The organism is Xanthomonas sp. BRIP62415 (assembly GCF_003993515.1).
Lineage (GTDB): Bacteria > Pseudomonadota > Gammaproteobacteria > Xanthomonadales > Xanthomonadaceae > Xanthomonas > Xanthomonas euroxanthea.
The window spans coordinates 210,056-223,883 of record NZ_QEZH01000028.1; the positions used below are offsets into that span (position 1 = coordinate 210,056).

14 protein-coding genes and 1 tRNA gene are annotated in these 13,828 nt (G+C 67.7%); 8 read left to right on the forward strand and 7 right to left on the reverse strand.

Annotated elements, in window-relative coordinates; translation table 11 throughout:
• Positions 1–10: 10 nt before the first annotated feature.
• The 3 genes from EO141_RS13555 (at position 11) to EO141_RS13565 (ending at position 4,366) form a co-directional block, all read left to right on the forward strand.
• Positions 11–1,381 carry an ATP-binding protein gene (locus EO141_RS13555; RefSeq protein ID WP_024939071.1) on the forward strand — a complete coding sequence of 457 codons (1,371 nt, stop codon included), beginning with the start codon at positions 11–13 and terminating at the stop codon, positions 1,379–1,381.
• Positions 1,382–1,504: 123 nt separating this feature from the next.
• Positions 1,505–3,094, forward strand: coding sequence for a DUF1800 domain-containing protein (locus tag EO141_RS13560; protein ID WP_206514803.1), 1,590 nt, complete (start codon positions 1,505–1,507; stop codon positions 3,092–3,094).
• An 84-nt stretch (positions 3,095–3,178) separates the two neighbouring features.
• Positions 3,179–4,366, forward strand: a complete 1,188-nt coding sequence (locus EO141_RS13565) for a DUF1501 domain-containing protein (RefSeq protein WP_127169450.1) — start codon at positions 3,179–3,181, stop codon at positions 4,364–4,366.
• Between the two features lie 146 nt (positions 4,367–4,512).
• Here EO141_RS13565 and EO141_RS13570 read toward each other — a convergent pair whose 3' ends face one another.
• Positions 4,513–5,268, reverse strand: coding sequence for a M90 family metallopeptidase (locus EO141_RS13570; RefSeq protein WP_127169451.1), 756 nt, complete (start codon positions 5,266–5,268; stop codon positions 4,513–4,515).
• Positions 5,269–5,276: 8 nt separating this feature from the next.
• Positions 5,277–5,591 (reverse strand): hypothetical protein, encoded by a 315-nt coding sequence (locus tag EO141_RS13575; RefSeq protein WP_053046207.1) that lies wholly within the window; start codon positions 5,589–5,591, stop codon positions 5,277–5,279.
• Positions 5,592–5,641: 50 nt separating this feature from the next.
• Between EO141_RS13575 and birA the strand changes: the two genes are divergently transcribed.
• The 4 genes from birA (at position 5,642) to EO141_RS13595 (ending at position 8,542) form a co-directional block, all read left to right on the forward strand.
• On the forward strand, positions 5,642–6,646 hold the full coding sequence (gene birA, locus EO141_RS13580; protein ID WP_343135054.1) for a bifunctional biotin--[acetyl-CoA-carboxylase] ligase/biotin operon repressor BirA: 1,005 nt from the start codon (positions 5,642–5,644) through the stop codon (positions 6,644–6,646).
• Positions 6,643–7,371: a type III pantothenate kinase gene (locus tag EO141_RS13585; RefSeq protein WP_126942420.1), complete on the forward strand. Its 729-nt coding sequence runs from the start codon at positions 6,643–6,645 to the stop codon at positions 7,369–7,371. Before birA ends, EO141_RS13585 begins: the two co-directional genes overlap by 4 nt.
• A 156-nt stretch (positions 7,372–7,527) precedes the next feature.
• A complete protein-coding gene (locus tag EO141_RS13590; RefSeq protein WP_127169453.1) occupies positions 7,528–8,433 on the forward strand; it encodes an SPOR domain-containing protein in 906 nt (301 codons plus the stop codon).
• A 33-nt stretch (positions 8,434–8,466) separates the two neighbouring features.
• A tRNA-Thr gene (locus EO141_RS13595) sits at positions 8,467–8,542 on the forward strand.
• A 170-nt stretch (positions 8,543–8,712) separates the two neighbouring features.
• On the opposite strand, the gene tmk is transcribed toward EO141_RS13595, so the two are convergent.
• The 5 genes from tmk to EO141_RS13620 all read right to left on the reverse strand — a co-directional run bounded on the left by tmk (position 8,713) and on the right by EO141_RS13620 (position 12,351).
• On the reverse strand, positions 8,713–9,390 hold the full coding sequence (gene tmk / locus EO141_RS13600; protein WP_127169454.1) for a dTMP kinase: 678 nt from the start codon (positions 9,388–9,390) through the stop codon (positions 8,713–8,715).
• A gap of 534 nt (positions 9,391–9,924) precedes the next feature.
• Positions 9,925–10,467, reverse strand: a complete 543-nt coding sequence (locus EO141_RS13605; RefSeq protein WP_016904520.1) for a GTPase — start codon at positions 10,465–10,467, stop codon at positions 9,925–9,927.
• On the reverse strand, positions 10,464–11,381 hold the full coding sequence (locus EO141_RS13610) for a hypothetical protein (protein ID WP_126942414.1): 918 nt from the start codon (positions 11,379–11,381) through the stop codon (positions 10,464–10,466). Before EO141_RS13610 ends, EO141_RS13605 begins: the two co-directional genes overlap by 4 nt.
• A 94-nt stretch (positions 11,382–11,475) precedes the next feature.
• The gene (locus EO141_RS13615; protein ID WP_016904518.1) at positions 11,476–11,835 is read right to left on the reverse strand and encodes a hypothetical protein; all 360 of its coding nucleotides are present in this window, start codon (positions 11,833–11,835) and stop codon (positions 11,476–11,478) included.
• A gap of 63 nt (positions 11,836–11,898) precedes the next feature.
• The gene (locus EO141_RS13620) at positions 11,899–12,351 is read right to left on the reverse strand and encodes a roadblock/LC7 domain-containing protein (protein ID WP_127169455.1); all 453 of its coding nucleotides are present in this window, start codon (positions 12,349–12,351) and stop codon (positions 11,899–11,901) included.
• Between the two features lie 469 nt (positions 12,352–12,820).
• Here EO141_RS13620 and rocF point away from each other — a divergent pair, with 469 nt between their 5' ends.
• Entirely contained in the window at positions 12,821–13,744 is a 924-nt protein-coding gene (gene rocF / locus EO141_RS13625) for an arginase (protein WP_127169456.1), read from the forward strand.
• Positions 13,745–13,828: the final 84 nt, after the last annotated feature.

Here is a 13,828-nt window from a genome sequence, read left to right on the forward strand (position 1 = left end):
GCCGCGCTCCCTGCAGGCCCGCCAGCTGCTGGCTGCCAGCCTCAGTCTGGTGGCCTTCCTGGCCCTGGCGGGGTATGCGCTGGACGTGGCGTTTGCCGATACCGCCGAGAAAAACCTGCGCGAGCGGCTGAAGAACTACGCCTCTGCGTACGCGGCCAATATCGATTTCGTCCGCGACGGCTCGCTGTATATCGGCGGGCAGCCGCCAGACCCGCGTTTCGATGTGCCCGGCGGCGGGCTGTACGTGGAAGTCGTGCGCCCGGACGAAAGCTGGACCTCGATGTCGGCCGAGGGCCCGAACATTCCGCACGGGCGCATGCTCGAGCCGCGCCAGGAAGAATTCATCGGCCCGCTGGAGATGACCCAGATCGACGGCAGCGTGGGCCAGTTGTACCGCTACGGCCTGGGCGTGAGTTACGTCGAGCGCGAACACGGCGGGGAGATTCCGTACACCATCTACGTGATGGAAGACGCGCGCTCGATGGGTGCGCAGCTGCGCGTGTTCCGTGGCGCGGTGTGGTTCTATCTCGGCAGTGCCGGCGTGGTGCTGCTGGTGCTGCAGGCCTTCATCCTGCAATGGAGCCTGCGTCCGCTGCGGCGGGTCATCAACGAGTTGACCAAGGTGCAGCGCGGCGAGATCCAGCGCATGAGCGAGCAGCATCCGCGCGAACTGGAGCCGCTGACCGAAAGCATCAACGCCTTCATCGAGAGCGAGCGCGACAATCTGGACCGCCAGCGCAACACGCTGGCCGATCTGGCACACAGCCTCAAGACGCCGATCGCGGTGTTGCGCACCCAGCTCGATAGCGGCCAATCCGAGCGCGATCTGCACGAGGAAATGGATGTGCAGTTGCGCCGCATGAACGATCTGGTGTCCTACCAGCTCGCTCGCGCGGCCTCCAGCGGGCACAAGCTGTTCGCCGCACCGCTGCCGATCGAGTCGACCGCCGAAGAAATCGTGCGCGGACTGGAGAAGGTCTATTCGGTCAAGGGCGTGTTGTGCGAGTTCGATATTTCGCCCGACGCGCGCTTTCATGGCGAGCCGGGCGACCTGCAGGAACTGCTGGGCAACCTGCTGGAAAACGGCTTCAAGTGGGCGCGCAGTCGCGTGCTGCTGACCGCCCAGCCCGGTCCCACCACCGGCAGCCGTCGCGCCGGCTTGATCCTGTCGGTGGAAGACGACGGCCCCGGCATCGCGCCGGAAGACGTGGCCAAGATCCTGCAGCGTGGCGTGCGCGGCGACGAGCGCGTGCAAGGCCACGGCATCGGCATGTCGATCGTGCAGGACCTGATCAAGGCCTACCGCGGCGAACTGCAGGTGGTGCGCTCGCAGGAACTGGGCGGTGCACGCTTCGACGTGACCCTTCCGCCGGGGCTGTGACCGGCATGGGGTGCGGAATGAACCCGTGGTCAACGCTGCAGCGCACTCCGACAACCGTTTAACGCCCCGCGCGTTGGCTTGACCATACTGGGCCCGTTTCAGGCCGTTGCGATGGAGAGCTGCATGTTCGAGCGCAATGCACAGACGCGCTGGCTGAGCGCACGTCCAGCAGGCGCGCCCCGCCATCACCGATGGCAGCTGGCATGGCTGTTGGCGGGCTGCGCTTTGGCGATGTCGTGCAGTGCTGCCAATTCAGCACTGACGCCGGCGCAGACGCGCTGGCTGCAGCGTGCGACCTACGGCGTGGATGCCGACAGCGCAGCGCAACTGCAGCGGCTCGGGCCCAAACGCTACGGCAGGTTGCTATTGCAGGCCGGCGACGATGCGGCACTGCCAGCGCCGATCCGTGCCCAACTGCAGCAATTCGATGCATTGCACACGCCCTTGCTAGCCTTGCTGACGCAGTACGAGGCCGACAAGATCCGCCTGCAAGACATGCCCGATGGCGACGAAAAGACGGCATTGCGCAAGGCGTGGCAGGCGCGTGGCGGGCAGATGCTGACCCAGGCGCGTCAGGCGCAGCTGCTGCGTGCGGTGTATGCGCCGGAGCAGGTGCATGAGCAGCTGGTGTGGTTCTGGCTCAATCATTTCAGCGTGTACGCCGACAAGGGGCGCGTGAAATGGATGGCGGCCGATTACATGGAAAACGCGATCCGCCCACACGCCACCGGCAAGTTCGCCGACCTGGTGATGGGCACGCTGGAAAGCCCGGCGATGCTGGAGTATCTGGACAACGCCAAGAACGCCAAGGGCAAGGTCAACGAAAATTACGCACGCGAACTGATGGAGCTGCACACGCTGGGCGTGCATGGCGGCTACAGCCAGCAGGATGTGCAGCAGCTGGCGCTGATTCTTACCGGTGCCGGCCTGGTGCCGGTCAGGGCCGAGGGCGCTCCGCCGATGGCCGCTACCGCGCCGGGGCAGCCGCAGGTGGTGCGCAAGGGGCTGTTCGAATTCAATCCTGCGCGTCATCAACCTGGCGACAAGACCTTGCTGGGGCAGCGCATCGCCGCCGGCGGCCTGGATGAGATCGCGCGTGCGGTGCAGTTGCTGGTGCGGCAGCCGGCATGCGCCCATTTCATTTCGCAGCGCCTGGCCGAGTACTTTGTCAGCGACACGCCACCGGCCGCGTTGGTCGAGCGCATGGCAAACACCTTTCAGCGCAGCGATGGCGATATCGCCAAGGTCATGCAGACCCTGCTGGATTCAGCGGAGTTTGCGCAGGCGCAACCGCGCAAGTTCAAGGATCCGAATCGGTTTGTGGTCTCGGCGATGCGGCTGGCGTACGAGGGCCAGCCGGTGGTCAATGCCGCGCCGATGGTGAGCTGGGTGCAGCAACTCGGCGAGCCGGTGTTCGGGCGCATCACTCCCGATGGGTGGTCGCTGCAATCGCAGGCGTGGACCAGCTCCGGGCAGCTGGCACGCCGCTTCGAGGTGGCGCGTGCGTTGGGTGGCGGACCCAGGCAATTGTTTCGCTTCGATGGCGATAACGACACGCCACTTCCGGCGCTGACGCGGATCGACACGCGCCCATCGTATCGCTGGGTTGCGCCGTCGCTTTCCAGCAGCACGCGTGAGGCGCTGGACCAGGCGCGTTCGCCTGCGGAATGGAACGGATTCCTGCTGTCATCGCCGGACTTCAACTATCGCTGATTCAAGGGGCGCCGATTCAACGGCCGCCGATGCAATACCCGCTGATCAACAACCGACCAGCGATCACCGCCACGGGAGTGCGCCATGCAACGACGTCGATTTCTGCTCGCCTCCGCAGCGGCCGCCAGCCTGCCCTGGAGCGGTCGCCTGTTTGCTGCACCACGCGACAGTGCACGCATGCTGGTGGTGTTCCTGCGTGGCGGCTATGACAGCAACAACCTGCTGGTGCCGCATGCCAGCGATTTCTATTATCAGGCGCGTCCGACCCTGGCGATTGCGCGGCCGGATGCGGCCAATCCGGACAGTGCCATTGCGCTGGATACGCAATGGGGGCTCAACCCGGTGATGCGCGATGCGCTGCTGCCGCTATGGCAACGCCAGCAGCTGGCGTTCGTGCCGTTTGCCGGCACCGACGATCTGTCGCGCAGTCACTTCGAAACCCAGGACGACATCGAATCCGGGCAGGCCGGCACGCAGCGCCGCGATTATCGTTCCGGCTTCATGGCGCGCCTGTCGGGCGTGCTCAGCGGAGTGCCGGCGATTGCCTTCACCGATTCGCTGCCGCTGACCTTCCAGGGTGGCGGCGACCTGCCCAACGTGTCGTTGCGGGGCATCGGCAAGGGCGGTGTGGATGCGCGACAGGCGCAGATCCTGTCGCAGATGTACGACGCAACGCCGCTGGCAGCGGCCGCGCGCGAAGGTCTGGCGCTGCGTCAGCAGGTCACCGCGCAGCTGCGCGAAGAGATGGAGCAGGCCGGTCGCGGCGCCGCCAGCGCGCGCAGCTTCGCCGACGAAACCCGGCGCATGGCGAGCCTGATGCGAGAGCGTTATCGGCTGGGATTTGTCGATGTCGGCGGTTGGGACACGCACGCCAATCAGGGCAGTGTCGAAGGTGGCCTGGCCAACAATCTGCGCAATCTGGGCGAAGGGCTGGCCGCGTACGCCCAGGCCCTGGGGCCGGCATGGAAGGACACCGTGGTGGTGGTGCTGTCCGAGTTCGGCCGCACCTTCCGCGAGAACGGCAGCAAGGGCACCGATCATGGGCATGGCACCACGTACTGGGTACTGGGCGGCAGCGTGCGTGGCGGCCGGATCGCGGGCGAGCAGGTCGCCGTTGCGCAGGCACAGCTGCTGCAGAACCGCGATTATCCGGTGCTCACCAATTACCGCAGCCTGTTCGGCGGTGTGTTGAGCCGGTTGTGGGGATTGTCGCCTGCGCAGCTGGACCGGGTGTTTCCCGGGGCCAGGCCGCGCGATCTTGGGCTGGTGTGACTGCGTGGGAGTGCGTTGATGCGGGCGATCGGTCTGCGTGCGGACCCGTGCGGCATCGCGCATTGGCGCGGTGGGTAACACCAGCGGCCGACACGCGCGACAGCATCGCATCAGGCCATCCCGGTGCTTGCTGCGATGTCACACCCTCAGCGCTGCGCTGAAGATGCAAACGGGGAAGGCCCGTAAAACCGCGTCAGCTGCGCAGCGACATCCGGCATGACGCGCGCCAGCAGCTGTGGCGCGGAGAAGTGGTATTCGCTCACCACTGCAAAGAATTCGTCCGGTGCTTCGGCGGCATACGGGTCGATCTCGGTGTCTTGGCCCGCATCGACGCATTGGCAGAATGTATCGAAGGCGCGCTGAAAATCGCGTGCCCAGGCGCGCTGCGCATCGCGCGGCAGCGGCGGAGTGCCGTCGAGGGCGCCATCGAGTGCATCGAGCTTGTGCGCCATCTCATGCACGATCACGTTGAAGCCGGCCTGCGGGTCGTTCAGGTCGGCCTGCACGTCGGCCCAGCTGACGATCAGCGGGCCTTGTTCCCAGGCCTCGCCGATCAGGGTGTCGTCCCAGGCGTGCATTACCCCGGCCGCATCCACATGCGTGCGCTGCACGCGGAACGCGTCCGGGTAGACGATCAGTTGCGACCAGCCACGCCAGCCGGCCGCGCCGATGTTCAGCAGCGGCAGGCAGCAGCTGGCAGCCAGCAAGACGCGATCGTGGGGTTGCAGCTGCAGCCCGCCGAGCGGCGAAATGGTCTTTTGCCGCAGGAACTGCGCGGCCAATGCACGCAGACGTTGCTGGCGGGGCGGGTCGAGCGCAGCGACCCAGGCGCAGCGGCGGCTGACCGCAACCCACAACGCATCGGGAATATCGAGCGGCGGCCGGCGCAGCCGGCGCAACAACCACTGGATCAGCGGAACATGCCCGGCAGGAAGCTATGCCAGCGCGGCATCGTGCGCATGCGGGGGAACAGTCCGTCGCCGTCGCTGCCGCCGCCGCCGGTGGCTGGCGCGGGCTTGTGCGCCGGAGCGCGTGCCGGGGCTGCCGGGTCGCTGTTGGGGGTCCTGCCGCGTGCCGCCGAGTTGCTGCTGACGCAACTCTCATGATCGCCATCGGTCAGCGGGTCCGATGCCAGTGCGGCAAGCGGAGCCAACAACAACAGCAGGCAAACCGTGATTCGGCGCATCGTCCACATCCAGGGCAAGCGGCGTGAGTGGCCGATCATAACGTGCTTTTCACTCCCTCACGCAAGCCAGGCTGGGCGGGTGGGAGCGCTTGGCGCATACTTTCACGGATCGATTTGGGAACCTTGCCGTGGATGACCGCGCCTTGCTGGCCAAACTTGCGAGCGGCCGGCTATCCGGCGATGCGTTGGCGCGCGACGCCGGGCTGACCCGTGCGGCGGTATGGAAGCGGATCCAGCATCTGCGCGCGGCCGGGGTCGAGATCGAAGGGCGGGCCGGGGACGGCTACCGCCTGGCGGCACCGCTGGACCTGCTGGACGAGGCGCGCATTCGTGCAGCGCTGTCGGCCGATGCGCTGGCAGGCCTGGCTGCGCTGGAGGTCGCCTGGACGCTGGAATCCACCAATACCAGCTTGCTGGCGCGTCCGGCGCCGGAGCAGGGCGTGGCAGTGCTGCTGGCCGAGCGGCAGACCGGCGGGCGTGGCCGGCGCGGACGCCAATGGACTTCGCCGCTGGGCGCACACATCTATCTCTCGGCCTCGCGCCGGTTCAGCGGTGGGCTGGGGCAGTTGGCCGGGCTCAGCCTGGCCGTGGGCGTGGCGGTGGCCGAGGCCTTGCGTGAATGCGGCTTTGCCGATGTCGGGCTGAAATGGCCCAACGATCTGCTGGCGCGCGAGCGCAAGCTGGGCGGCCTGCTGATCGAAGGCGGCGGCGAAATGGCCGGCAACGCGCGCGCGGTGATCGGGCTGGGTTTGAACGTGCATATGCCGGCCGCCGCCGCCGTTGAGATCGACCAACCATGGGTGGATCTGGATACGCTGGCCGGCCGCGCGGTGTCGCGCGCGACCGTGGTTGCGGCGGTGGTGTCGGCGCTGCTGCCGACGCTGGCGCTGTTCGAAGCGCAGGGGCTGGCGCCGTTCCTGGGCCGCTATGCGGCCCTGGACGTCTTGCGCGGCCGCGCGGTGCAGGTCGAAGAGGCCGGCACCCGGCATCACGGTGTTGCGCTTGGCCTGGCAGCCGACGGCGCGTTGCGGGTGCAACTGGGCGAGACGGTGCGGCTGTTCCACTCCGGAGAAGTGAGCGTGAGACCTGCATGAGCGAGTGGCTGTTCGACCTGGGAAATTCGCGGTTCAAGTACGCACCGCTGCAGGGCGACCGCGCAGGCGATGTGCAGGCCTGGCCGCACGGTGCCGAGGCGATGGATGCGGCCGCATTGGCCGCATTGCCCACCGGGCGCATTGCGCACGTGGCCAGCGTGGCCGCGCCGGCATTGACGCAGCGCATGCTGGGCTGCCTGCGCGAGCGCTTCGAACAGGTGCGCATCGTGCGGACCGTGGCCGAATGCGCCGGCATCCGCATCGCCTACGCAGACCCGGGCCGTTTCGGGGTGGACCGCTTCCTCGCGCTGCTGGGCGCACGCGGCGACGCACCGGTGCTGGTGGCCGGCGTGGGCACCGCGCTGACCATCGATGTACTGGGCGCCGACGGACAGCACCACGGCGGGCGGATCGCTGCCTCGCCGACCACGATGCGCGAAGCGCTGCATGCGCGCGCAGTGCAGTTGCCGGCCAGCGGCGGGGCCTATGTCGAGCTGGCCGACGACACCGACGACGCATTGACCTCCGGCTGCGATGGCGCCGCGGTGGCGTTGATCGAACGCAGCCTGCAGCACGCCCAACGCAGCCTGGGCGTGCCGGTGCGGCTGCTGGTGCACGGGGGCGGTGCGCCGCCGTTGCTGCCGCTGTTGCCCGATGCCAGCTTCCGCGCGGCGCTGGTGCTGGACGGGCTGGCGACCTGGGCCAGGGCTGCGTCGGCAGCTTGAACGCGCGAGCCGCGCGATCGCACGGCCTCGCAGCGGGTGCGGCCGGCAGACGGAACCGGCCGGCCGCGCCGGTGCATTGCGCCCACGAGCCCTGCCCTTGGCGGCGGGTCGACGAGCACTCGTGCGTTGTGACCGCCCCCGCTTAGAATCCTTGGCATGTATGTGCGCGCACTCATCGTTGTTCTGATCGTCCTCAATGCCGGTGTGGCGTTGTGGTGGGCGTTGCAGCCGGCACCGGCAGCCGTGGCTGCACCGCCGCAGCCGGCAGGTGTGGCGCGCCTGGAAGTACTGCCGAGCACGGCGACAGCCGCGGCGGCTGCGGTGTCAGGCGAGGCAGGCACCGCAGCGGCAGCGTCGGGCGCTGCGCCGACCGCACCATCGGATGCGCCGGCACCGGCACCGGCACCGGCATCGCCTGAGACATTGACGACCGCACCAGCGGCAGCGGCTTCCTCGACAGCTGCGGCAGCGGCGAAGGTGGCCGCCACGTCGCAGTCAGCGGCACAGGCGCCATCACCAGCACCGGCCAAGCCCGCTCCGTCGCCGGCCGAGCGTGCCGCGGCAGCGCCGATCAACGCTTCGCCGGCGGTGCCCGCTCCGGCCGCTGCGCCGGAGCGCTGTGCCAGCCTGGGGCCGTATGCGGCGCGCGCCGAGGCCGATGCCGCGCTGGCACGCTTGCGTGGCCAGGCCACGCGCACCCGCGTGCGCGAGGACAAGGACGCCGGGGTCAGTACGTTCCGGGTGATGCTGCCCAATGTCGGCGACCGTGCGGCGGCGCAGGCGTTGGTCAAACGTATTGCTGCGGCCGGCATCGGCGACTATTACGTGATTGCCCAGGGTGAGGACACCAGCATCGCGCTGGGCCAGTACCAGAGCCGCGAACGTGCCGAGCGACGTCAGGCCAGCCTGGTCGGCGCGGGATTTCCGGCGCAGCTGCTGCCCAGCGGCAACGGGCAATCGCGCTGGTGGATCGATGTGCGCAGCACGGCCGCAATCGGGACATTGCAGGGCACCGCAGGCGCAACGCGTCAGCGGTCGCTAGATTGCACCACGCTGCGCTAGAATGCGCACCGGCGCGCAACGCGCTTGGCCTTTGCCGGCATAGCTCAGTTGGTAGAGCAACCGCCTTGTAAGCGGTAGGTCCCCAGTTCGAATCCGGGTGCCGGCACCACGAAGGTCCTTCGTGCTCTCCCGCAATCTGTGCATGTAGCTCGGTGCTGGCTGCCCGTCAGCGCTCCGGAGCGCGTCTTCGCGGGTTCGACCGGTCGAGAACAGATCCCTGCACGCAGCCCGCCAATCACTGCGCGGTTGCGGTTGCCTGCGCGTGGTTCGCGCAGCACCTCAGGCCGGGCGACCGGCCGACAGCAGCTCCAGCGTGGCCTTGTCGGCGTCGGCGGCCTCGCTGCGCAGGCGGTCGGCCAGTGCGGCGACGACGATGGCGTGGGCCTGGCGGAGCACGCTGTCCGCATCGGCACTGGCGTCCACGACGTGCTTGCCCGGCAGCTGCAGCTGCGCAAAGATGCTGCGGCAGCGTTCCAGGTTGTCCTGGGTCTCAAAGTGATTGGGCGCATCGCCGCGGGCGCGGATACGCGCCAGCCCGGTGGGCGGGGGCAGGTCGAGCAGCAGCAGCACGTCCGGGCGCGGCGCGAAGGCGTTGCGTTCCAGCAGATCGTCCAGCGGCAGGCCGGCAGCGCCCTGGTAGGCGACCATCGAGGGGAAATACCGGTCCAGGATCACGATGTCGCCGCGTGCCAGCGCCGGTGCGATCAGGGTGTCCACGTGCTCGTGGCGGTCGCGGATCAGCAACTCGGCTTCTTCGTCCGCGCGCAGGCGGCCGGTGGCGGCGGACTGGCGCAGCTTGGTGCCCCAGGGGCCGTTGGTCGGCTCCTTGCTCAGCACCACGCGCGCGCCGGCCGCTTCCAGCGTGGTGGCCAGGCTGCGGGCGAGGGTGGTCTTGCCGGCGCCGTCGATGCCTTCGATCGCGATCAGCAGACCGCCGGGCTTCAGTTCGAGTGTCATCGCGCTACTTTATCCGATCATGGTGCTGGATCAGCACTTGCGCAGCGGCATCGACCTCGGCCTGCAATCGCCGATCCCGGTGGGTCAGGTATCTGCTGCGTCTATCTGCTGCGTCCACCGATGGGCGTTGATGCCGCACATCGCTGCGTGCGTGAAACGGCGGGACGACTGGTGTGTCCAACGCGTCGCCGGGCGTGCCTTGCAACCGCCGGTTGCGTGCACGGCTGGCGACCGGCCGCCAGCGCTATTGCCCATGCCGTATCGCCGGTATGTCCTGCGCGATGTCGGGAATGTCCCGATGCCCTGGTTTCCGACCGTGCGCCATACTGAACAAGTCAGGCAGCGCGCTCGAAGGTATGACGTTCGCGTCGCGTGCCTGGCATCAAGGAAGATGGACGCGTCGCCGCCACCCTAGAGGCGGCATCCCCCGCGTGACGCCCCTCAGGCACCGTCGTGACCGGATTCCTTGTTTTGTCTCGCGCCTCGTCTTGTCTTTGCGCCGCCCGCCTCGGCATGCGCTAGGCGCATGGCCGGTCAGCTGGTTGCCGAGGTGTAACGATAGGACAGCAGCGACTTCACCAGGAACGTGATCTGGGTGGCCGAGCGCGCATCCACGCGCATGACCGGGATGCGGAAGCCTTCGGCCACCAATGCGTCGCGGAACGGCGGCAGCAAAAAGTCCTGCATTTCGTCGGTCATGGTGATGCCCACCGCCAGGCTTGCCGCAGGTGCGATCTGCGAAAACTCGCGCAGCAAGGCCACGGTGGCATCGCGCATCTGCGGATCACGCGCGCTGACCAGCACGATCACGCCCAAGGCGCCGTCGCACACCAGCGGCCACATGAAATCCAGGTACTTCTGCCCCGGCACGCCGTAGACGTGCAGCAACTCGCCGTCTTCCAGTTCGATCGAGCTGTAGTCCAGCGCGACCGTGGTGTAGGTCTTGTCGCCGTAGGCATCCTGGCTGAGCGGCATCTCGGTGCTGACCGGCTCCACGTCGGAAATGGCACGCACGGCGGTGGTCTTGCCGGCGCCCATGCCGCCAACGAACACCAGTTTGTTGGCCGGAAGACTCATGACTGCGCCTGAAAGAGAGAGAGGCCAAAGCGACGTGCGACCCAGGAGAGAAACCGGGAGTTGCTGCTGTCCGGGCGGGGCTGCGTTGCAGGCACGGGAATCTCCGCGGTCTGGGCAAGGCCGCTGGCGAGTGCCGCGGCGAACAGGCATTCCACCGTTTGCAGCGGTAGCTTGCAAGCCTTGGCCAGCGCCTGCGGGCGCCACGGACGCGCATGCAGGTGGGCAATGGCCAGTAGCCGCGCCGGTGAACTGGTCTCGGCGCTCAGCTCCGGCCATTGGCGCAGCTGCAACGCGTGGCTGGGTTCGACCGCCGGCAGCGCGGGGCGCAGGTGCTCGGGCAGGGCGAAATACAGCGCCTCGAACGAAAGACGTTGGGTCAATGCGCTATCGGCGGTGTCCGGTACGACCTGCCAGCCGGGGCGATCCAGTGCTGCGACCAGCTCCGGCAACGCAATGCCGGCGGGAAGCTGCACGCAGCCGTTGGCCGGATCCACGCGCACCTGCAGGTGTGCATGGCGCAACAGCACCGCAGCGGTACCGAACTCGCCGCGGCAATGGCGGACCAGCAATGCCGGCTCGGCGACCTGCGCGTGATCGGAGGACGACAGCAGCAGGCGCATCTGTTCGTTGAGTTCGCGCACGGTGGCGCCGTGCTTGAGCCATGCGCCGCCCACCGGTGTCCGCGACACCACCAGCACACGCACGGGTTGCCCCTGCAAGGCCTGCCAGGCGGCCAGGCCGTCGGCGCTTTCCAGCCCCAGCACCACCACCTCGGCGGTATGTTGCGGCCATTGCCCCAGCTGCACGTCGATGCGTTCGGCCAGCAACAACGAGCACGCCAGTTTCAGGCGCGTGGTGTGCAGCAGGTCCAGGCCGGCCGTGGCGACCCGCATGGCGTGAATGGGTGTGGTCATGACAGGGCGCCGCGTCGGCGCTTTGAAAGTGCGGTGCCTGCCGGGACAAGCCGGCAGGCCGGGCAGGCGACGCGTGCGCGCCGCCGGTGTGGCATCAACCGAAGTCCAGGGTCTTCTCGAACGCCTTGAGCTCGTGGCGGGCCATGGCCAGATTGGCCTTGGCGCGATCCAGCACGACGTACAGGAACAAGGTGCCGTTGCTCTCCAGCGGACGCAGCAGGTGGTACTGACGCGCCAGGGTGATCAGGATGTCTTCGATGGTGTCGTTCAGACCGAGCTGCTCGGCGATACGGCGCTTGGCACGCACCACTTCGGTATTGCCGGCCGCGGCAAGTTCCAGGTTGAGATCGGTGCCGCCGGTCATGCCCAGCGCCATGCCGCTGTCGCTATCGACCAGGGCGGCGCCGACGAAGCCGGCGATCGAATGCAGGTGTTCCAGATTGAGTTTTGACACGGGTCGTCCTTACGAGCGATGAGAAATGGGTGCATTGGCACAAGCACGAACGATGCCAAACGCTCAGTTCGCCGGCTGTGCCAGCGCCGCAGCCAGACGGCCGGCGCAGTCGCGCGTGTTGAACAACAGCGCCGCGGCATTGATGTCGCTGCCGCCCACCGCAGTGAGCGTCAATGGTCTGTCGGCGCGAATGCGGATCAGCACCAGCTGCCCGCCACGCGTACTGATGGTGGCGTAGTCGGCTTCGCTCAGGCTGGATTCGCGCGCCAGCGTCTCGCCCAGGGTCAGGAACGAATTGGCCATGGCCGCCAGACGGCGACCGTCCACATCCAGGCTGGAGTGTTCGGCGATGGCACGCCCGTCGGCGGTGGACAGCATCAACAGGCGGATGCCCCGCTCGCGCTCGATGGTCTGCGCGAACTCGCGCCCGATGCGCTGCAGATCGTAGTGATGCGTCGCCCGCGCGATCTCGCCCACGGCAGCCTTGACGACCTGGTTGACGGCGTTATGCGGCATGAAATCCTCCCCTGTACGAAACGCGCTGCGCGATGAAGGACCCTGTCGATGACACCGGGTCCCGCGCTGGCGGGCGAACAGTAGCATCGGCACGTTTTGTCATCGTCATAGCACCCTCAATGTCTTAACTGTGCGGTCAGGCAAGCACATTCGGCAAAGCGCGAATACGCCACAAACTGCCCAACCACGTCACCTGAAGCGGCCGTCGGGACGCCGTTGCCGCCCCAAGCGGACGCGGCCGATGGCGCTGGTTCGCCGGGCTGCATCACGCCGACGCGGCGGTGTTGCGCCTGCTGCCCGAGCCGGTTCGACGACTGCCCGCTACGCACTATCGGCCGCACTTTCGATTGCTGCAGTGGCAGATGCGATTGCGTGATGGGACGCACGGCGTGCGTCGTGCTGCGCTGCCGCGCGTCAGCGCGCGGGCCGGCGACTAGACTGCAGCGCTTTCTCGATGCTGGAGCAATGCATGGCGACGCAGTACGTGCCGGTTTCCCTGATTGGCGTTCCCACCGACATCGGTGCCGGCCACCGTGGTGCGCGGATGGGGCCGGAGGCGCTGCGCATCGCCGGGTTGCAGGAGGCCTTGATCGGCCGCGGCGTGGAGGTGCGCGATCTGGGCAATCTGGATGGCCCCCGCAATCCCTGGCAGGCCCCGCAGGCCGGCTACCGGCACCTGGACGAAGTGGTGGCCTGGAACCAGGTGCTGATGGAGGCCAGCTATGCGCAGCTGCGCGCCGGGCGCATGCCGATCATGCTTGGTGGCGACCACTGCCTGGGCATCGGTTCGATCACCGCCGTGGCCAGGTACTGCCGCGAGCAGCAACGCCCGTTGCGGGTGCTGTGGCTGGATGCGCACTCGGACTTCAATACCAGCGAGGTGACGCCGTCGGGCAATGTGCACGGCATGCCGGTGGCCTGCCTGTGCGGGCTGGGTCCGCAGGCGTTGACCCACCTGGGCGGCAGTGCGCCGGCGCTGCTGCCCGAGCAGGTGCGGCAGATCGGCATCCGTTCGGTGGACCCGGAGGAGAAGCGCCTGATCAAGCAGCACCGCATCGATGTCTACGACATGCGCTACATCGACGAGGCCGGCATGAAGCGCACCATGGAGACCGCCTTGCAGGGCATGAGCGAGGAAACCCATCTGCATGTGAGCTTCGATGTGGATTTCCTGGACCCGAGCATCGCGCCAGGCGTGGGCACCACCGTGCCGGGGGGACCCAACTACCGCGAGGCGCAGCTGGTGATGGAGATGATCGCCGATACCGGGCGCATGGGGTCGCTGGACATCGTTGAACTCAACCCGGTGCTGGACAACCGCAATGCCACCGCGGAGCTGGCGGTGGATCTGGTCGAGAGCCTGTTCGGCAAGTCGACACTGATGCGAGATTGATCGATCGCTGAACGCAGCACGCCACGTTCACATCAAATCCACGGCCGCGCAGTCAGATTTGTCGCCAGAGATGGTGCGTCTGCA

Coding starts and splice junctions, on each gene's coding strand:
- EO141_RS13560 (WP_206514803.1), top strand. CDS start 1,505: ATGTTCGAGCGCAATGCACAGACGCGCTGGCTGAGCGCACGTCCAGCA.
- EO141_RS13565 (WP_127169450.1), top strand. CDS start 3,179: ATGCAACGACGTCGATTTCTGCTCGCCTCCGCAGCGGCCGCCAGCCTG.
- EO141_RS13575 (WP_053046207.1), bottom strand. CDS start 5,591: ATGATCGGCCACTCACGCCGCTTGCCCTGGATGTGGACGATGCGCCGA.
- EO141_RS13585 (WP_126942420.1), top strand. CDS start 6,643: ATGAGCGAGTGGCTGTTCGACCTGGGAAATTCGCGGTTCAAGTACGCA.
- EO141_RS13590 (WP_127169453.1), top strand. CDS start 7,528: ATGTATGTGCGCGCACTCATCGTTGTTCTGATCGTCCTCAATGCCGGT.
- tmk (WP_127169454.1), bottom strand. CDS start 9,390: ATGACACTCGAACTGAAGCCCGGCGGTCTGCTGATCGCGATCGAAGGC.
- EO141_RS13605 (WP_016904520.1), bottom strand. CDS start 10,467: ATGAGTCTTCCGGCCAACAAACTGGTGTTCGTTGGCGGCATGGGCGCC.
- EO141_RS13610 (WP_126942414.1), bottom strand. CDS start 11,381: ATGACCACACCCATTCACGCCATGCGGGTCGCCACGGCCGGCCTGGAC.
- EO141_RS13620 (WP_127169455.1), bottom strand. CDS start 12,351: ATGCCGCATAACGCCGTCAACCAGGTCGTCAAGGCTGCCGTGGGCGAG.
- rocF (WP_127169456.1), top strand. CDS start 12,821: ATGGCGACGCAGTACGTGCCGGTTTCCCTGATTGGCGTTCCCACCGAC.